General features: G+C 56.5%; 16 protein-coding genes, 3 pseudogenes and 1 riboswitch. Of the genes and pseudogenes, 6 read left to right on the forward strand and 13 right to left on the reverse strand.

Annotated features, from left to right (window positions below; translation table 11 throughout):
• Positions 1 to 43: 43 nt before the first annotated feature.
• The 5 genes from TZ03_RS11550 to TZ03_RS11575 form a co-directional block, all read right to left on the reverse strand.
• Positions 44 to 3,178 (reverse strand): DEAD/DEAH box helicase, encoded by a 3,135-nt coding sequence (locus TZ03_RS11550; protein ID WP_236692812.1) that lies wholly within the window; start codon positions 3,176 to 3,178, stop codon positions 44 to 46.
• Entirely contained in the window at positions 3,144 to 3,956 is an 813-nt protein-coding gene (locus TZ03_RS11555; RefSeq protein WP_051097724.1) for a virulence associated protein, read from the reverse strand. Before TZ03_RS11555 ends, TZ03_RS11550 begins: the two co-directional genes overlap by 35 nt.
• Positions 3,957 to 4,291: 335 nt before the next feature.
• A complete protein-coding gene (locus TZ03_RS11560) occupies positions 4,292 to 4,918 on the reverse strand; it encodes a hypothetical protein (RefSeq protein WP_051097725.1) in 627 nt (208 codons plus the stop codon).
• 135 nt (positions 4,919 to 5,053) lie between these two features.
• Positions 5,054 to 5,557, reverse strand: a complete 504-nt coding sequence (locus tag TZ03_RS11565; protein ID WP_051097726.1) for a hypothetical protein — start codon at positions 5,555 to 5,557, stop codon at positions 5,054 to 5,056.
• Positions 5,558 to 6,140: 583 nt separating this feature from the next.
• The gene (locus TZ03_RS11575; protein ID WP_051097727.1) at positions 6,141 to 6,545 is read right to left on the reverse strand and encodes a hypothetical protein; all 405 of its coding nucleotides are present in this window, start codon (positions 6,543 to 6,545) and stop codon (positions 6,141 to 6,143) included.
• Positions 6,546 to 6,732: 187 nt separating this feature from the next.
• Between TZ03_RS11575 and TZ03_RS28675 the strand changes: the two genes are divergently transcribed.
• From TZ03_RS28675 to TZ03_RS11580, 3 genes and pseudogenes are all read left to right on the forward strand, one after another.
• Positions 6,733 to 7,023, forward strand: coding sequence for a helix-turn-helix domain-containing protein (locus TZ03_RS28675; RefSeq protein ID WP_082056611.1), 291 nt, complete (start codon positions 6,733 to 6,735; stop codon positions 7,021 to 7,023).
• Between the two features lie 251 nt (positions 7,024 to 7,274).
• Entirely contained in the window at positions 7,275 to 7,589 is a 315-nt protein-coding gene (locus TZ03_RS30085) for a hypothetical protein (protein ID WP_152645422.1), read from the forward strand.
• A 173-nt stretch (positions 7,590 to 7,762) separates the two neighbouring features.
• Positions 7,763 to 8,563, forward strand: a pseudogene (locus TZ03_RS11580) (asparaginase domain-containing protein); the annotation flags it as partial.
• A 162-nt stretch (positions 8,564 to 8,725) separates the two neighbouring features.
• Here the strand turns inward: TZ03_RS11580 and TZ03_RS30090 are convergent.
• Positions 8,726 to 8,908: a hypothetical protein gene (locus TZ03_RS30090; protein ID WP_152645423.1), complete on the reverse strand. Its 183-nt coding sequence runs from the start codon at positions 8,906 to 8,908 to the stop codon at positions 8,726 to 8,728.
• Between TZ03_RS30090 and TZ03_RS28680 the strand changes: the two are divergent.
• From TZ03_RS28680 to TZ03_RS11590, 3 genes and pseudogenes are all read left to right on the forward strand, one after another.
• Positions 8,898 to 9,056: pseudogene (locus tag TZ03_RS28680) on the forward strand (aldehyde dehydrogenase family protein); the annotation flags it as partial. The gene TZ03_RS30090 and the pseudogene TZ03_RS28680 overlap by 11 nt on opposite strands.
• Positions 8,983 to 9,177: pseudogene (locus tag TZ03_RS28685) on the forward strand (hypothetical protein); the annotation flags it as partial. The pseudogenes TZ03_RS28680 and TZ03_RS28685, both read left to right, overlap by 74 nt.
• A gap of 294 nt (positions 9,178 to 9,471) precedes the next feature.
• A complete protein-coding gene (locus tag TZ03_RS11590; RefSeq protein WP_051097730.1) occupies positions 9,472 to 11,385 on the forward strand; it encodes a tyrosine-protein phosphatase in 1,914 nt (637 codons plus the stop codon).
• Positions 11,386 to 11,751: 366 nt separating this feature from the next.
• On the opposite strand, the gene TZ03_RS11595 is transcribed toward TZ03_RS11590, so the two are convergent.
• The 7 genes from TZ03_RS11595 to tssF all read right to left on the reverse strand — a co-directional run bounded on the left by TZ03_RS11595 (position 11,752) and on the right by tssF (position 18,238).
• Entirely contained in the window at positions 11,752 to 12,711 is a 960-nt protein-coding gene (locus TZ03_RS11595) for an AraC family transcriptional regulator (protein ID WP_236692814.1), read from the reverse strand.
• Between the two features lie 88 nt (positions 12,712 to 12,799).
• Positions 12,800 to 13,174 carry a fluoride efflux transporter CrcB gene (gene crcB, locus TZ03_RS11600; protein ID WP_051097731.1) on the reverse strand — a complete coding sequence of 125 codons (375 nt, stop codon included), beginning with the start codon at positions 13,172 to 13,174 and terminating at the stop codon, positions 12,800 to 12,802.
• A 74-nt stretch (positions 13,175 to 13,248) separates the two neighbouring features.
• A riboswitch (Fluoride riboswitch) is annotated at positions 13,249 to 13,310 on the reverse strand.
• A 3-nt stretch (positions 13,311 to 13,313) separates the two neighbouring features.
• A complete protein-coding gene (locus tag TZ03_RS11605) occupies positions 13,314 to 14,465 on the reverse strand; it encodes an OmpA family protein (RefSeq protein WP_051097732.1) in 1,152 nt (383 codons plus the stop codon).
• Positions 14,466 to 14,488: 23 nt separating this feature from the next.
• Entirely contained in the window at positions 14,489 to 14,929 is a 441-nt protein-coding gene (gene tssE, locus TZ03_RS11610) for a type VI secretion system baseplate subunit TssE (RefSeq protein ID WP_051097733.1), read from the reverse strand.
• Positions 14,930 to 14,932: 3 nt separating this feature from the next.
• Complete coding sequence (gene tssJ / locus TZ03_RS11615; protein ID WP_051097734.1) at positions 14,933 to 15,469, reverse strand: type VI secretion system lipoprotein TssJ; 537 nt, start codon at positions 15,467 to 15,469, stop codon at positions 14,933 to 14,935.
• Positions 15,450 to 16,547 (reverse strand): type VI secretion system baseplate subunit TssG, encoded by a 1,098-nt coding sequence (tssG, locus tag TZ03_RS11620; RefSeq protein ID WP_051097735.1) that lies wholly within the window; start codon positions 16,545 to 16,547, stop codon positions 15,450 to 15,452. Before tssG ends, tssJ begins: the two co-directional genes overlap by 20 nt.
• Entirely contained in the window at positions 16,511 to 18,238 is a 1,728-nt protein-coding gene (gene tssF / locus TZ03_RS11625) for a type VI secretion system baseplate subunit TssF (protein ID WP_051097795.1), read from the reverse strand. The genes tssG and tssF overlap by 37 nt, the downstream gene beginning before the upstream one ends.
• Between the last annotated feature and the right edge of the window lie 6 nt (positions 18,239 to 18,244).

An 18,244-nucleotide genomic window follows, 5' to 3' on the forward strand; every position in this document is an offset into this window, starting at 1 on the left:
GAAAAGCTCTAAACGCAAAACAACAACCCCAAAAATAAACTAACTAACGGACTTTCACTTCAGAGAACACCCCAGGCAACCTCGACAAAGCCTCTGAAAGCAGCTCTCTATTATCCTTAAGGATATCATAGCCCAAAGTGCTCTTCCCAATCATTACTTTTTCAAGGACCGTAGCGATATGCTTGCAAACCTCCCTATCAGAATAACCCTTACCATAAAGCCAAATGTGAAACTCGTCTGACAACCCAAGCTTAAGCTGATTCTGAAGAGCCCTAGCATTTCCCAAAATTTCCTCGCTTAGAGATTTGCCCTCGACAATATCAGCCAAGCCCCCAATCAACATCATTCCGTCATAGGAAATGGCAGAGCAAAAGTCAACAATATGCTCTTGAGTAACCGCATGAATTTTCGACTTTGCTTGAACCTTTATTTTGTTTTCTTTGGCATACGATAGAAGGTCATGATAGCTTTCACCATTACACCAGCGCTTGGCAAGCTCTACTGCCTGCACTTGGGGCTTTATATTTGTAATAATTTTTGAGACTGAAAACTTCGATATTAAAGCCCAGCATGCATCCAGCAATTCGTTTGAAGAACTACATAGCTCAAGATCCCACTGATTGGCATCAATCCAGCCCTCGACAAACCGAAGTTGGTCCAGACCAAGCAACGTTTTTCCATAGAATGAAAATTTTTCAACAGGAATAGCACACAAACGTGCGTGAATTGTAGAAAACACCTCTAATAGACGTTCCCTCTCTTCTTCGCTCGCCAGATAATAAGCAAGCGTCTCTCTCGCCAGGCCTAAAAATGAACTTATCTCAAGTAACGACTCATCATCCTTAAGCATTGACAAAAAATAGCTTTCAATTGCATTTAATGCCAGCTCCTTGGAGTCCATCTCCTCCATGAGAGTCGTAACGTCAGTATCATTTTCATCTCCCCACAGCTCCCACTGCGCCCTTCGGCGCGTTGGATTTTTGATGAATTCGATGAGATCATCACTAGCTTGCTCAAGTGAGAACGGCCTAATAATATCCACAAGACTACTTAAGCAAGCTTCTGCATTATTAAAATCGAGCAATCCTAATGTTTTGCGCCACTTGAAACTCCCCGCCCAAGAGTAACGGTCGTCATAAATTTTGGGATCGGTGAAAATTATGCCGCCTTCCGTATGGTATCCAGACCGCCCAGCGCGCCCAATTAAATTCTGAAACTCCCTGGTAGAAATCCATTTTCCGCCTTGCATAACGCTGGATACCAGCAAGTACTTAATAGGGAGGTTTACCCCTTGCGCCAAGGTCGAAGTACAAACTACAAAATGGGCAGATTTCTTATCCATAGCCCACTCGACTGACATCCTAATGCCATTAGGAACCGCCGAGCTATGAGGTAAAACGCCTAAGGGGATGGCTTTCGAAAAAATGTGGCCGTCAGAGAAATGCAAGTTGGAAAGGAAAGTAATCCTTTCTAATTCACCCGCATCTGATATTGTGCTGGGCTTCGAGAGCGGGAGATTTCGGTCATAAGCGTTTACTATTGTATTGCAAAGAGACACAACGGATCTCTTATCGCCGCAAAAGATGGCAACCGGACCTTGATGGCATAGCTTTAACCCGAGGTAACATGAAATAGATTGAGTTTCGCCTCTAGCGGGGAATACACGATCATTTCTTTCACGCCCTTTACGGCCAAGGTTTAACTGCTGAATCACCTTAGGAACATATAGACCGCTGTCATTTTTATTATCGCGACCCAAGTAGCTTAACTGCCCCATTTCAGTGACCCAGCTTAGAAACGCAACACTCTTTATGGATGGGAGCGAATTACTGCCTTGAATATGGACTCCGGATTCGCCATTCAGCCATTCACCAATAGTTTCAGCATTAGACATCACCGCAGAAATTAAAACCTTCTGAGCAGAATCGGAAACACTCTCCTTGAGCGAAGCAATTAGCAACTCATATGTAACCCCTCGCTTACCACTATCAAACTGATGCCCTTCATCAAAGATGAGAAGGTCTATTCTCTCCGCCAAGGATGGCTCATGTCGTAGCAGGTATACCAGTTTCTCCGGGGTAGAGACTATTACTGTATGATCATGCGCTCCCTTGTAAGCATCCCCGAGTAAAAACTTAAGAAACTCATGCTCATCATCATCAATATTAGTGATATCGCGAAGCTCATTGACGTTAACAGCGTCATCTTCAAAAGTCTGAGAAAAACCTTGCGTGATCTCTCGACATAATGCTTTAAAAGGCGCAACAACAACCGCGAGCTTAGCGCGCCCAGACAAAAAAGCACTTCTAACAATCAGTTCTGCTGATTTTGTCTTACCCGCACTAGTTGGCATCTGTATTACAGCAGATGACCCCGTCAATACACCAAGCTCACCTACAAGCCGCTGCCCCGGCCAAAATTCCTTCATAAACCTATCGTTGGCGAGAGTTTGCTTCCAGCGATCAAGGCTTAGGCCTGTATACCTTGGCAAGCAGATAAGAGATGAATTATCTATCTTCCGTTTAACAAGAGCCGTGATGGTATCAACCAAAAGAATTTCTCGGTCAGAGCCACCGAAATAAACAGCTGACCTAAAGTCAACAAGCTCTTCATTTACATCTGACAGATCAGCCTCAAAATTTATGAAAGACCTATAAATTCGCGCAACCCTGCGTATTAAATCGTTGAAGACGCCTAACGGAACCAGCTGAAAGTTACTGCTTATATCTGACTTCAATAGCCACACTAAAAGTCGTTCCAACCCGCTAGCCGTAAGCTCTTCTGGAACGTCCGATACTGTTCTCGCCAAAACCAGTGAGCTTCCTGGCATGTCAGCCAAATAGTAGGAAGCCGAGCTAAGTATTCTAAGGTATTCATCTGAGCCAGATATCAACTGAGCTGTACTCATTGACTCGAAATACTGGCCAGCCAATACCAACTGATCCTTTAGGCTGCTCCTAGCCTCAACGCGCTCATCATTTGGCCTCGACTCAAGTGCTGCCAATTCACCTAACACGCCGATAGTAAAGACCAAAAGCCTCTTTGGATCTTGAGGAAGGGTGATATGGTACTGTTCATCAATGCCAAATTCGTACTGCTTCGCTTTCGCACGAGTGATATCTAAAATAATTCTTCCGTTTGTTTCAAGCTTCATCTGCGGCTCTCCGATAAAGCTCATGCACCAGCGTCATCAAGTGGGTGCCACCTACTACAACTAGCTCAAGAGCATCTGCACTCGGATGCTCTACAGTCGTAGACGCTTTTATAATGTCCTCATGCATCGATGATGCGGTGAATACAGCCGCGGCGCCGTAAGAGCGCTTACAAGGATGATCTGCCTCACGCTGGAATCTATCAACGACTTGGATCCCATCAAAGTCCTTTCTGTCGTAGAGCCTCTGGCGCATTGCGTTCAGTGACTCAGCAAGACGCACTTCATCTTTCCCTGAGTGATCTATTGCAGTTTGAAGTACGTTTACTTTCTGATTTTCGCTGGCCTTCGCTTTAACCTCGAAAACCAACAATTCATCCGTATCACTTATCACATTCGGTTGCTTTTTGAAGGCAATTACGTCAGACCCTTTTGCGGACTCATCCGTAACGATTTTACGATCATAACGTGTACGTGGAACATTATAATTCCGAATATACTCCAGGTAATCAGCGATCAGTATCTCTGCAAAATCGCCCGCTCGCACACTCGGTCCAGGCTTCTTCTTTTCATCTGGAAATCTTTCCGTCAACAAGTATTCAGAATTAGACTTTGACGGATTTTTCAGGTACGGCAATTCATCATCCAAGCAGTAATGGTTTCGGAAGTGCTTTGCCCATGCAGACATTACAGCAGTATCCATAGCATCATGCTTAAAAGTGTAAACGGTAATAGGCCGTCCGCAGGATGATGTAAACGTACTCGTTTTTTCCAGCCATTCGAGATGAGGCACTTCCGATGACATAACACTTCCCAAATGTCCATTAACGGATACTGGGTGTTTTAGCAGAAACTCCCACTGCATGCCTAGGCCGACAACGCAATACCGCAGTGTATAGCGCTGAAAAAGGAGACCTGGCCGAACCAGCAGCTCAAAAAGACAATAAATTGACGCCAACGCAGTAACTTAGGTATGGGGACTGACCGCTTGGTTCTTCGGCCACGGCAAACGATGTTGGTTAAGTCGACCTGCACGCGTGGTTATTCTCGCCTATCTAGTAAAACCCTAGCCTAGGCCCACGAATTTAACGGTGGCAGTCGACCTCAGCTTCCTAGTAGCATCATGAATCCACTAAGTCATCAACGACTGGATTGGATCTCTCCCGTTTGCCAAAGGCCGTAAAACTCGAAGCCTGGCAGAGATTTTTTTAGGTACCGCAGTACATCCTGCTCATGAGCCATGACGGCTTGGGAGTGCGCCGTTTGTAGCTCTGACAGCGACGGCACGCGCCCAAGCCTTTGATCGTCGATCAACCCAAGTAAATACGCCCGGATCGAAGCTGAGTGCTTCTTAGGATGCAACCGATCGAAAACACTTTGTCTAACCAAAAATGACGGGAAAGCGCGCTGGTATGCAGCAACCAATGCGTCGAAGCGACCGTCATTGACCTCCATGCCTACGAAGTTTTTTACCGCTTTAGAGGTAGCTTTTCTCACATCTCGCAGCGCTTGCTCGCCCTCCCATCCCCGATTCATCTCGCGTTCGCTTTCCTCCTCCAGCATTGCTTCAAGCTGATCGAGTTGCACCATAACGTCTTCCGCAGCAGTAATAAGAGCTTGGTCGCTGTGCCTGACTGCGATCTCGCGCGCGAAGCTCGCGGCGCCGCGGAGCCCCTCAGCAAGTGCATAAAAAAGCTGTGGCTTCTCTTGAAGCATGCTGAGCTGCTCAAGCAGTACCTCGATCATGGTTCCCAATGGGCTCTTCATCACAGCATCCCTTGATATATGAGTCGCAAAGACGGTACCACACCGCGCATACGACGCAGCTACTGAGGCGGTAGGCTAACCCGCTTTCCAGCGAGCAAGGCTTATCGCAGTCAGCATTATCGCCATAATCAAATACTACAAGTCATCCGCATAATACCCCCACTCCTCGACCAACTCGTCTACTGCCAACGATATTCTTGACTCAGCCCTCAGCTCCATCGGGGAGAAGCTGAGGGCCACAGCTACCGCCATGGCGAATGGGCCCAGTTCTGAAGGCGTAAATGGCCATACCTGAACATTCATCACTGCCTTATCAAAGGGCTCGCACCACTCAACTTTCTCAACAAAATCATTTATTTCAAGCCAGTCTTGCATAGAGATCGCATATGTTTTCCGATAACCATCCGCGATCATCGTATGCTGACTTAGATAGGATTCACCAGCAATCACAAGTCCAGGATGGCTAAAGCACCGAGCACTGAACGACATCAATCTCGGAGATGAAACCACGCTCCGCACCCGCTGAAAATCAACCTTGCCTCGTTGGAACTCCCAATCGAACCTCTTACGGAGAAAGCTCTCAAGCTCAGGATGGTTAGCCATTACGATATGAGAGTGATAAAGGGCTTTGAGCTTCACTGCGCTACCCCGTTCTCCAACCTTCGGATCAACGTGTAGACCTTCTCACACCCTTCAGTCGAAGCGAGCAGCTCAGACGGGCGCCGGCCACCGAGCCCTAGACACTCCTGGTTGGTCCATCTCACAGAGTTACCCTTGAAAAACCAGAGCAGGAGCGCCACGCATTTCGCGTAGCTATCTATGTAGCCCTGCTTACTACTGAGAACTGAGTCAAGCTCATCCACTTCTCGGTGCAAATGGCAACGAGCGCGAAGCCATCCTTGGTGCTCAGTTACGCTACCCTGAGCCCCACATACCTCGCAAATGCCCGCAGAAACCAATTCGGCAATATCGAGAAGGCGATCGACCACATCATCGCCACCTCGGTGATACACACGCAATAGCCCAAATTTTTCTTTGACCTGAGTGATCTCAACGTTCAATCGCTCCAGCTCGGCGTAACGCTCCACAAGTTGTAGGTTGGCTGAAATTAGATCAAACCATCCATTCGTACATTCAAAAGTAAAACCGTCCTGGGCGCTGCGCTGATCTCCGAAAAGGCTCGAATACCTGGATACGAGCCCTAGTTCCAATGGTCTGTACATCAGCTCTCGCCCTTGGGCCACATGGTTTTTGCCGGAGCCTCGGAAAACTCTTCTGGATAAATTTCACCGCTGCAAAGCTCGTATACGAACTTCATCCCACAGCAACGGATTGCCTTCAGGTCCTGCATGAGCCAAGTTCCGCTGCCATTCATCCATGGTGGCGATACCAACTGAATGCTCTTAATGAAAGCCTCAGGAGCATCTCTCGTCGCCAAGCTCAATACGTAGGGAGCGAGCGGGATCATCAACTGCTGATGATTGACCACCTCCTCATCAGAAAGCTCATACGTGACGTAGAACCATTCATGGTTCGAGGTCAGGGAAACGTAGGCCCATCGGTGCGCTCCTTCCTCTGGGGCGAAATACAGATCTTGCACGCGGCCTTGGTCATTGGTTTCGAACATATTATTACCCATCCTCATGGAGGAACTGACTCGCCCCACACGCATGGCGACCTACCGCCATCATCGTAAGGAGCATGGAGAGGATCAAAAAGCACCAAAAATTGGCTAAAAAACCACCTAACCGGAAGTATACTTCCTGTTCCTTTGCTGGCGCAACGTGTTGAATACTCGCTTTTGAGCGTTGCGTATGGACTACAATGAAGCTTTTGGGAGCGTTTTTCGCTCAATCCGTCTGCATCGAGGCCTCACTCAGGAAGCTTTTCAGTCCGTAGCTTCCGAGCGTTACATTCGTAACATTGAGAAAGGAGAGTATTCCGCGTCCATCGCATTGGTGCGTGATCTGTGTGATGTGCTGCGCGTCAGCCCAATAACATTGATGGCAATTGTTGAGGCGAAACATACAGGCAAAGGTACTGAAGCATTGATGAAGACAGCTATTACAGAGCTAAAAAATATCAAGAAAACACCAGACCTATAATCATCATCCCCGGCTACAGCCAAACCCACACAACCAAACAGCAAAACACTTTATTTAGATACAAGCTAAAATAAAACTCGGAACAATTAAGAACCGGACATATTTTGCTCGTAACATGAGCGAGGAGCACCTCAACCCGTCATACTGGCATGACGACGCCACCACCGAATAAGCTGCTCAGTCACGACTGATTATGTAAATAGCGCTTTAACTACTTTCCCACTGTTAAGCCTTAAAGACTCCACAATCACGTGACCATCGTCGAGCTGGAGAGCAAGCTCTATCAGTTCCGACAGAGCGCAGTCGACTTCAATCTTTCCGTCCAAGTCAGGAAATACATCACTCTGAGAAAACTGAAAGTTCTTGATCCTGTGCCGAAATTAAATACCCATCAAAAACCCACACACATCTTCTACGCACTCAGCGCTAAAAACAAAAACAGACACCACCACCTCTTTGATTTTTATTTTAATCTAAATTATATCCATCATCTATTTTTCGAATCCAAAACGCATCTCTCAAACTCGTCGAGCCTTGCTAAACCTGTAGCGCAATCTCAGTTTTGATAACAGAGCGCTAAGCCTTTACCCAACTTTGATTTGGATAAAATGGAATGCATCTGTAACTTATCTGCCTGATGCCGAATCATCGATTCAGCGGAATCGTTGAACAAGGTGATTCATACTGTCCGTCCGCAGAGACCTGCACTGAGGTGTCCGTTGCCCGTGACAGACCTGTAAACGAAGACCTGCTGAAGCTGGGCAAGCGCGTCGCCGAGCTGGCCGAGAGCAAGGACGTCGACGGTATCGTCATCACCCACGGCACCGACACCCTGGAAGAAACTGCCTACTTCCTCAACCTGGTGGAAAAGACCGACAAGCCGATCGTGGTCGTCGGTTCGATGCGCCCGGGCACCGCCATGTCCGCCGACGGCATGCTCAACCTGTACAACGCCGTGGCCGTGGCCAGCGACAAGCAGTCCCGCGGCAAGGGCGTGCTGGTGACCATGAACGACGAAATCCAGTCCGGCCGCGATGTCAGCAAGTCGGTCAACATCAAGACTGAAGCCTTCAAGAGCGCCTGGGGCCCGATGGGCATGGTGGTGGAAGGCAAGTCCTACTGGTTCCGCCTACCGGCCAAGCGCCACACGGTCAATTCCGAGTTCGACATCAAGCAGATCAGCAGCCTGCCACAGGTGGACATCGCCTATGGCTACGGCAATGTCACCGACACCGCCTACAAGGCGTTGGCGCAGAATGGCGCCAAGGCGCTGATCCATGCCGGTACCGGCAACGGTTCGGTGTCGTCGCGGGTGGTGCCGGCATTGCAGGAACTGCGCAAGAACGGCGTGCAGATCATTCGCTCGTCGCACGTCAACCAGGGTGGCTTCGTGCTGCGTAACGCCGAACAACCGGATGACAAGAACGACTGGGTCGTGGCCCATGACCTGAACCCGCAGAAGGCGCGGATCCTGGCGATGGTGGCGATGACCAAGACCCAGGACAGCAAGGAACTGCAGCGGATCTTCTGGGAGTACTGATCGCTTCCCCTCAGGGCCGGTGCGCCGGCTCCGGGGGCCTCACGGCCCTGCCCTCGCCGGCGCGCACCCTGAGCCACACATAGCACAGCACCGCGCCGGCATTGGCGGGGAACAGCTTCAGCAGGCTGGCCACGCAATTGGCCCCCATCAGGCCGGTCACACTCACATACAGCACCACCAGCCCGACGATATCGCCCAGGCCCAGCATCCACAGCGGGCCGACACGACCAGGCGGGCATTGAGCAGGGTCATGACGATCACCCCACCGTTGTTCAGAGCGAACAACCAGCCATAGGCGTGCGTCGAGACACCGAAGTACTCGATATAGGCGTACGGTGAGGCCATGCGCCTGCTCCCGGAAATCCAGGCCGGCACCTTGTGGGTGAACATGCACACGTTGCTCGACCCGGCAGTGCCTTTTGGCGGCATCAAGGCCTCCGGTATCGGCCGCGAGTTCGGCTCGGCCTTCATCGATGACTTCACCGAGCGATGACAGCCACCTGAATGCCGACATGCTGGCGGTATGGGGCCTGTTCAACAGCCGCAAGAACGATGACGGCACGCCCGGTGGCTCGACCTGGCGAGAGGGCTTCAACCAGGTGGGTGGCAACGGCACCAACGTGTATAGCCAGCTGACCGTCGCCGTACCGTTCTGAAACAGCCGATCCGATTTGCCCGCTCCCACCTCGACCGCATAGGCCTCAAGCCCTGTGCAGTACCTGTGGGAGCTGGCCTGCCGGCGATGAGGCCAGTCCAGGCAATACAAAGCAGCCCCAAGGGCACAGACCAAAAACGCACATTGCAGACAGATCACGCAGCCTTTCACACAACGCAGCAACTTGTAACATTCAGATTCATCTTGCCCCCGGACAGTAGCCAGCCCAACCCATTCACCTGAGGCCTGATCCGTGCTGCAACGTGTACTCTGCTCCCTGTCCCTGCTCACCCTCGCCATTTCCGCCGCCCACGCCGCCGAGGTGCTCGACACCCCGCGCCTGGTGGGCATCGACAACTTCCGCGACATCGCCGGCACCACCACTGCCTACACCACCCACCACGATGGCGTGATGCGCACCGGGGTGTTCTATCGCTCCAACGCCCTCACCCCGACCAGCGCCGACCTGGCCATCCTCAATGGCCTGGGCATCAGCGCCGTGTACGACCTGCGCACCCCAAGCGAGATCGCCGGCACGCCCGATACCCTGCCGACGGGGGCCAGCTACACCAACATCGACATCATCGGCAGCACCACCTCGGGCTCGAACATCACCGATATTTCGTTCAGCAGCGCAGAACAGGCGCGAGCGATGATGCAAGAGACCAACCGCGCCTTCGTCAGCGATGCCGGCATGCGTGGCCAATTCGCGGTGCTGTTCAACGAACTGGCCGCCGCCGACGGCGCCGCGCTGTTCCACTGCACCGCCGGCAAGGACCGCACCGGCTGGACCGCCGCGGTGCTGCTGAGCATTGCCGGGGTGGATGACGCCACCATCATGAACAACTACCTGGCCACCAACGACTATACCGCCGCCCGCGTGGCCGCCACCCTGGCGGCGATGCCGACGAGCATGGCCGAAATCTACGCGCCGCTGCTCGGCGTCGAAGCCAGCTACCTGCAGGCCGGCCTGGATGAAGTCACCGCCGAGTACGGCAGCATGGACAACTACCTCAAGCAAGGCCTGGGGCTGAGCCAGGAAACCCTTTACGTACTGCGCGGCAAGATGGTCCGCTATGGCACCCTGCCCGGTGAGGCTGGGCTGCTGGGCAATGCCGCCGCCGGCGCACAGCTGCTGCGCCAGTTGCAGGACTCCTCGCTGTCGGGCAGCTACAGCGCCTACAACTACTACCTGCAATCAGCCATCGATGCCGGCACCCTGGGCGGTGTGGAAACGACCGTGGGTGGCCAGGTGCATGCGGACGCCGCCAGCTACCTGCTGCGCCAGGGTGCCATGATCGAGCGCGCGGCTTCGCCGTTCGCCGACGGCAGCGACCTCAAGGTCGGCCAGGCGCGCCTGTGGAGCACGGCGCTGGCCGGTTACCTGGGCACTGACGGCTCAGCCCACGCGGCCAGCAGCAACGAGCACAGCCAGGGGCTGATGCTCGGCATGACCCAGCGCTTTTCCGAGCAGCTCAGTGCCCACGCCGGTTTTGGCTACAACCGTGGCAATGTCGGCGGTGCCAGTGGCGAGGCCGACACCGACCTGACCTTCCTCAGCCTGGGCGCGCGCTTTGCCCCGGGGAGCCTGGAACGGGGGCTGTTCATCGATGCCGATATCAGCGGCGGCTGGCTCGACTACTCCAGCAAACGCGAGCTTGGTGGCGGCTTGGGGACGGCCAAGGGCGACAGCCACGGCACCCTGGCCGGTGCCAGCCTGGCGCTGGGTTACCGCCTGCCTGCCAACGGCCTGGTACTGGAGCCGAGCCTTGGCCTGCGGGTCAGCCATGTCGACCTGAACGGTTTCACCGAGAAAGGCAGCGAACTGGCCTTGCAAGTGGACGACCTGAAACAGACCCGCCGCAGTGCAGTGGCCAGCCTCAAGGCATCGTTTGCGCCCATCCCCGTGGGCGACTGGCAACTGATACCGGGCATTGCAGTGAGTTATGAGCATGGCCTGGGCGATCACCAGGTCGATAGCCAAGGGCACCTGCTGGGGTTGGATATCGAACAACGCGCGGCATTCGACAACCGCGACCAGTTCAGCGGCGGGGTGAACCTGATGGCCAACCTGGGTGCGCTGAGTGTCGGCGCCGAAGTGGCGGCGATGGGCGGCGGCGACAGCCATGGTGTGAGTGGCAGCCTCAAGGCCAGCTACGCGTTCTGATTGCAGGAACGGGCTTGCTCACCAAGCAGACAGCGGCTTCGCCGGTGTTCGCGGGCAAGCCCTAATACCAGTCAGTTAAGCGATTGGGGCCGCTTTGCGGCCCATCGCCGGCAAGCCGGGCTCCCACAGGAACAGTGCAGACCCCAAGCTTTTCGTGGTCCCTGTGGGAGCTGGCTTGCCGGCGATGAGGCCAGTCCAGGCAATACAAGACAGCCGCTCCCACAGGTATGGCGTGAGCCCGAAACCTGCACAGTACCTGTGGGAGATCACCCAGCCCTGTGGGCTGCGCTGTCGCGAGAACAGAGGGGCATTGTGGGAGCGGGCTTGCCCGCGAACACCGGCAAAGCCGGTGCCAGGCCACGCGCCCTAACCTCCTCGTCGTACTTCGGCGGGGCTCACCCCGAACGCCTGCTGGAAATACTGGGCAAACCGCCCCGCATTGCTGAACCCATGCTGCAACGCCACCTCGGCAACCGATGCCCCCTCCCCGCGCGCCAGCACCTGGCGCGCACTTTCCAGCCGTACCTGGCGCTGATAGCCAACGATCGTGGTGCCGGCAAAGCGGCGAAACCCATCCTGCAAGGCCCGCAGGCTGACGTTGGCCAGCCCCGCCAGCTCAGTGCCACTGACCAGGCGGGCCGGGTGCTCGCGCAGGTAGGCCATGGCCAGCTTCACATGGCGCGGTGCCAGTGTCGGCGTGGGGCTACGCAGCGCGTCGCTGTAGTTGTGCGGCCAGGCTTCCAGCACTGCGTCCAAGAGCATTTCCTGCAAGCGCGCCGGCATCAACACACCGGTGTTGATCAACTGGTCGAACTGCGTACCAGTGGCCATTTCCAGCAACGCGCGTATGCCCTGGAGCGCAGGCGCCACCAGGTCCACCACCGGCGCAAAGCACACCGGCCCCGGCAATGGCCGCCCCAGCAGTAGCGACAAGCGTTCGGCAAACAAGCCTCGGCGGATCGACATGCCGCATTGGGCATGGTTTTCGGCAAAACGCATTGTGCGGATATCACGCTTGTCGACCGCCAACCCCACCAGGGCACCGCCAATCGACTCGCCACGGTGGTCGAAAATGATCTTGCCGGCGGTCGGTAGCACGAAGGTGATCTCATCCTGTGGCGTGGGCAGGCTGATGGTGAAGTCGCCGCCATACTGCATTCGCCGCACGCTCATGCCTTCGAAGCGCCCATACACGCCACCGATGCTGATGCCCTGGGCCAACGGCGGCATGTCGGCATACAGGCTGCCGAACATCTGCGCGAACAATGCGCCGAAGTCATCGCTGCACATGTCGCTGGAACGAAGGATGAAGGGCTTGCGGGTCATGCCGGAATGCACCGTGGCGCTCACCTGTACGAAGAGGGCCCCGGATGCTGGCATGCCCGCATGACAACCGCGTTAAACCACGCTCAGCTCACAGCCAGCGCACCAGCGCGAAACCGGCGAAAGTCATTAGCAGCGAGCCCAGCACATGCGCTGACACCGTGGCCATGGCCCAGCCATAACGGCCATGCATCAGCATCGATACAACCTCGGCGGAGAACGTCGAAAAGGTAGTGAGCCCACCACAGAAACCGGTGGTGAGCAGCAGGCGCCAGGCTGGGTCGAGGTTGGGCCAGCGGATGAAAAAAGCCATGGCCCCGCCGATGATGAAACCGCCAACCAGGTTCACCAGCAAGGTACCGAAGGGCATGCCCGGAAACAGCGAATTCAGGCGCAGGCCAAGCAACCAGCGCAATACGCAGCCAGCGCTGCCACCAACGACCACGGAGAAAAGAGACAAGTACATCGGCAAACTCCACAAGGTAAACGAGAACCCTGTGGGTGGACGGCGGGCAATAGCCTACGCGCCCTGTTACAGGGTTGTGCGTAGGCATCATCAGCCCGGGGGCGGTTCGAGGAGGAATGCCATCTCCTGAAGGCGGATGCTACGAGGCTACGGGCGAGCTGGCAATACCTTCCAGCTCGGCGCATGCACCTGCCTCGGGCACCAGGCGAATATCGACCCGGCGGTTTTCCGCGCGCCCGGCCTGCGTCTCGTTGCTGGTCAGCGGCTGGCTGGCGGCATGGCCTTGTACGGCAAAACAACTGTCCGGCAGGTCTCCCATGGCTTGCATCCAGTCGCGTACTGCCGCAGCGCGTGCGCGGGACAACGCCAGGTTGCTGCTGACATCACCACTGGTATCGGCGTGACCAGCGATAACGATCAACCAACCCGGTTTGGCCTTGATGCCAACCAGTGCGTTGACCAACAACTTTGTCGAGCCTGGCCTGAACTCAGCGCTGCCAGCTTCGAACACACTCAAGCTATCGAGCTGGACCGGCGCCACCGGCGGAGTGTGGCGGGACTGCTCGGCCATCCACCGCTGCCAGACGAACCCGACCACCAATACGATCCCCATGGCCAGTATGAGTGACCAGCACAAAACCTTTCGGCGCTTGGGCTGGGGTTCGACGATAAAGGTATAGGCGTTGTGAAGTGAAGGAAGCGCAGCCGCAGGTGCCACAAAGGCAGGCTCTGCCACACCCATCCACGGCTGCTGCGGCAAGCTTGGCATGCCAGGCGTCGCCATATGCTGCAACACACGTTGCACATGGCTGCGCAGTGTCTGCAGCGTACCCAGCGGAACCGGAACCAGGCGCAGTAATTGATGCTCCAGCCGCCCTAAATCGGTTGCCAGGCCTTGCAGCGCTGGCAGGTTGGCCGAGTTCCACTGCGCTGCCCGGAGCAAGGACTGCAGTTGTGCAAATAGCCCACTGAGCAGCTCCAGGCGTACCGCCACCTGGGCAGGCCACAAACGCGGCCACTGATCGAGCAGTGCTACTATCAGCGCCAGCCCTTCACTCATGCCAGCCAAGCCGATACTGCAGCTACGCGCCATGACCAAGGCCACAGCCGTTTGCAACTCCACCCCGTTCAGTTCGAACAGCCGCAGGCACAAGCGTTCGACCCGGCCCCAGTCCACATCAGGGCACGCCGGATGGTTCAGCTTTGCCAACTCCTGGCGCAGTGCCCTGTACTCATCGAAGCCCTGCGGGTCACCCCCCAGGCGAACGCGCATTTCAAACACCGCTGTCATCAGCCCTCCTTGCATATTGGTATTCACGGCTTGGGCAACAATCCCTGCCGTTTCAGGTGACGAATCACCACTCGGCCCTCTGGGGCCAATGTGGTACCGAAGCTTACGTGCCTGCCGTCTGCGAGCTGCACGTTCATGGCGTACTCGAGATGGCCAGGCAGAGACTGGGGCAACAACTCGATGTCGATTGCGGCTACCCGGGGTTCGTATTTGAGCAAGGTACTGAGCAGGGTGCCCTTCAGGGAATGCGCCGATGCAGGGAGCCCTTGCAGGACCGTGCCCATGTCGGGCAGGCCGTAGTCCGGCAGATGCGCCAGCGCCCCAGCGCGGCTGTTGAGAATACGCTGGAGGTTGTCCAGCACCGACAAGGTGTGCTGGTCTTGCTCCGACACACTGTGCAATTCCAGTTCACCGTTGAAGTTCTGCAGAAGTATTTCGTAGAGCGATGGGTTCAGCTCAGGCATGGTCTATTCCCGTCCCTGCACACGCAGCGTCAGACGGTTGTCATCGAGCGCTACCAGGCGCGGCGTGTCAGGGTCCAGCTCATTGCGGCTCAGGATCAACCGCCAGCTGCCTGCCTGGTTGTCGGGTGCATGGAACAAAGCCACCACCGCCACGAATGCCGCGTCCTTTTCCAGCGGCATGCTCAACTGCGCGCCCTCGCCGGGTTTGATGACCAGGGCCCGCTCGCTCAGCAGGTCGCCACGAAATGTTCGGTCGCCGCGCTCCAGCAACTCGTCATAGGTGATCCTCTCCAGCGCCGTGCTATCGCGCAGTTGATAAACCCGTACCAGGGTCGCGATCGACAAGCCGCCCATATGCACCTGGTCGGTGTTCATCGCCGCCCGGCCGTCGAAATCCAGGTGCAGCGTTTTCACCTGCTTGTAGAAAATAGCGTCGCTGGCCGATGCCACGCTGTCAGCCGCGGCCTGCATCATCCCGCAACCACTTAGCGCAGATACCAGCGCGAACACGCTGAAGAGGTTAAATGCGATACGCCACATGCTGTACTTCCCGATTGTGAGGGTTGATGAGCAGGCCTCGATAGCGGCCCAGGTTCAGGGTGATTTCTGCGTGCTCCCCGGACGTCCGGGCTGCTTGCTTCAGGTTCAGGACAGCAGTCAAGCCGAGTAGCGCTGTGCTGCCACCCAGCACCGGAGCCGACAGAATGTGCAGGGGCAGCGACAGTTGCAGCCTGGCAGTGCAGCGCCAGCCCAGGTACACCTCCAGCAGCACCAGCAGATCAGCGTGCAGATGGCCACCCGGCAGCCAGGCATGGGCTTCGTCCGGGTCAGTGGTCAGCAATGTCAGGTGCAACTGGCTGTTGGCGTCCTGGCCGACCGTCCCCAATGGCGTACCTTGGGCCAGGCTCACGGGGTGACTCGCTGACAGGCTGGCGGGCTGCTTGAGCACCACCTTTCTCGGCCAGTGCCCGTGGACCTTGGCCTGCGTATTCGGCGCAAGCAGCTTGACCAGTGCCGCGATGCCCTCGGCGTTGCGCGTCGGCAGGCGCATCACGCTGAGCAATGCCAGAAAACGCGATATCGGCGTTGCAATCCGCTCGGCAGTACCAGGTATGCCGAGCCCGACCAGCCCCAACAGGCATTGCGATGTTGCATCGCGACCGCCCGCCTCGTAGGTTGCCGGGTAGGAGTACTTGCGCCAGATCCGGTAGAACTGGGTGAACAGTCGGTGGTTGAAGATATCCAGAAAAGCCTCGACCGCCTCATGCCCCTCTCGACGCTGAGCGATGTCGTCCAGGTAGCCGGTGGGCAGCGGTGAGTCGACACCGTACAAGCCCAGCAAACGGGTGCGCACCGTCGCAGGCCCTTGTGGGTGCGCCGGGTCGATCTCGATGGCCCTCACTTCGCCCGCCGGGAACCCCATCCCCGGGTCCGGCCGGAAACGCACAGGGTCGTCACTCGGGTGGGCCGTGCTGCCCAATAACGCACGGCCCGGCAGGGCTTGCTCCAGGACCTGACATAGGCGATAGAGGTTGGCCTTGGCGACCTGCCCTTGCAGTACCTGCAGTAGGCTATCGGTGTTCAGCCGGGAATCCGTTGGCTGTGGTTCTCGCTCCATCGCAGGCACCTCCCGGTAGGTTGCAGGACCAATGTGAGCTGGGTGCACAGGTGAATATCGGCATACAGGGCGAAAAAGCGGTTGAGCATCTCGCCGAACAGGCTGATGTCCCCTTCCCCGGAAAAGCCGTTGGCATCCAGCGTGACTTCGATATCCACCCCGCGCAGCAGAAAGCCTTTTTCGAAGCGCTGGATCAGGTGATGCCGCACCTCGACGATCGCCTCCAGCCGGCGTCGATTCATCTCGCTGCCGGTCCAGTCGTACAGCGCCAACGTGCCGCGCAGCACTTCAGCGCTGGCCAGCATCGGCAGGAAGTTGGAGCCCAGGTGGCTGAGCACCCGCCAATGAAAGCGGTCACGGCTGGGCGGGTAGCACGGCAACGTCGGCGCACACAGACTGCGCACCCGCAGGGCGGTCTGGGCAGATTGCGCTGCCATGTCGAGCCGGGTGCTTTGCAATGCCTTGCGCGGCAGTTGCCCGTTGGTGCCGGTCAGTTGCAGCGACAGGCTTTCGTGCTCGAACAAGCTGTCTTTATCGAACCCTTGCCCACCCAGTATCAGCCAGGTGTCATGCAGCCCATTCGCAGCACGGCGCAAGCGCGTGTGGAAATATCGCTCGGGGGCTTGCTCGCGCAGCATGCCGCCCCGGTGGCGAAAGCTGGTGAAGGGGACAAAGTCTTGTTTGGCCGCCGTCTTCGACCCTGTTACCCGGTCCACCGAGTAGATTTCAGTATGGCCATCCTGCAGGCGCATGGGCCGCAGCAGGTATTCGTTCTGCAAGGGCTCAAGCAGCAATGGGTCGGCTTCCAGCGGAAACAGGTTGATGACCGGCACCGCATGCAACCGGATATGCTCGGCACTGGGCACGAACGCGGCCTGCCAGGCCTCGGTGAGCACGACTTCTAGCTCGAACCACGGCGTCCTCGCGGGCAGCTCGAGGTGCTCCAGCCCCTGCAGGGCCACGAACATGAACTTCTCGCGAAAGGTGAAGTACTCCAGCAGCAACTGGTAACCGCTGAACGCGCTGTCACCCTTGGGCCACAAGCGGTCGTCGTCAGCGAAACCTTTCGGCGAAAAATGCCCGTTGAATGGGCGGCGCTCTGCCCGCCCCGGTACCCGCACATGCAGCGACTGGGCCTTGAGCGTCAGTGCCTGGTGCAGCGTGCTGGTCAGGGCGGCATCGCCATTCAGGTAGAGGGGCAAGTTGCTCAGGTCGATGTCCCGCCAATCCGCCAGCGCGCCACATGAGAAGCGCAAACGCAGCAGCGCACGCCCGTCAGGTTCGTGATCAAGGCCAACCGCCGACAGTGCCAGGGGCTGCAGCTTCATGGCCTGCGTCGTGGTATAGCGGCAACGGGTGCGTTGTGGCCCTATCGGTTGGGACAACACCTGGAAGCCTTGGGCAATCACTTCACTGCCCTTCATGGCATCGACGTCCGGCGCCAGCTCGACGATCGACAGCGACGGAATGGTACGTAGGTAATGGGGCCACAGCAGGCTTACCAGGCCCTCGGTCAGCTCCGGCAAATCGTCGTCGAGCTTTTCACGAAGGCGCCCCATGAGGAAGGCAAAACCTTCGAACAGCCGCTCCACGTAGGGGTCGTCTGCCCCGGGCTTGTCCAGGTTCAACTGTGCTGCCCGGTCGGGAAATGCCTGGGCGAACTCCTTGCCAGCTTCACGCAGGTAGCGCATCTCGGC

Source organism: Pseudomonas sp. 10-1B (assembly GCF_000935045.1).
Lineage (GTDB): Bacteria > Pseudomonadota > Gammaproteobacteria > Pseudomonadales > Pseudomonadaceae > Aquipseudomonas.

Bases quoted from the DNA above. Each gene is read 5' to 3' on its own strand.
- tssF (WP_051097795.1), bottom strand. From the start codon at position 18,238: ATGCGCTACCTGCGTGAAGCTGGCAAGGAGTTCGCCCAGGCATTTCCC.
- TZ03_RS30090 (WP_152645423.1), bottom strand. From the start codon at position 8,908: ATGGCCTCACCGTACGCCTATATCGAGTACTTCGGTGTCTCGACGCAC.
- tssE (WP_051097733.1), bottom strand. From the start codon at position 14,929: ATGCCTGAGCTGAACCCATCGCTCTACGAAATACTTCTGCAGAACTTC.
- TZ03_RS11555 (WP_051097724.1), bottom strand. From the start codon at position 3,956: ATGTCATCGGAAGTGCCTCATCTCGAATGGCTGGAAAAAACGAGTACG.
- TZ03_RS11550 (WP_236692812.1), bottom strand. From the start codon at position 3,178: ATGAGCTTTATCGGAGAGCCGCAGATGAAGCTTGAAACAAACGGAAGA.
- TZ03_RS11575 (WP_051097727.1), bottom strand. From the start codon at position 6,545: ATGTTCGAAACCAATGACCAAGGCCGCGTGCAAGATCTGTATTTCGCC.
- TZ03_RS11605 (WP_051097732.1), bottom strand. From the start codon at position 14,465: ATGACAGCGGTGTTTGAAATGCGCGTTCGCCTGGGGGGTGACCCGCAG.
- tssJ (WP_051097734.1), bottom strand. From the start codon at position 15,469: ATGTGGCGTATCGCATTTAACCTCTTCAGCGTGTTCGCGCTGGTATCT.
- TZ03_RS11595 (WP_236692814.1), bottom strand. From the start codon at position 12,711: ATGACCCGCAAGCCCTTCATCCTTCGTTCCAGCGACATGTGCAGCGAT.
- TZ03_RS11560 (WP_051097725.1), bottom strand. From the start codon at position 4,918: ATGAAGAGCCCATTGGGAACCATGATCGAGGTACTGCTTGAGCAGCTC.
- tssG (WP_051097735.1), bottom strand. From the start codon at position 16,547: ATGGAGCGAGAACCACAGCCAACGGATTCCCGGCTGAACACCGATAGC.
- TZ03_RS28675 (WP_082056611.1), top strand. From the start codon at position 6,733: ATGGACTACAATGAAGCTTTTGGGAGCGTTTTTCGCTCAATCCGTCTG.
- crcB (WP_051097731.1), bottom strand. From the start codon at position 13,174: ATGTACTTGTCTCTTTTCTCCGTGGTCGTTGGTGGCAGCGCTGGCTGC.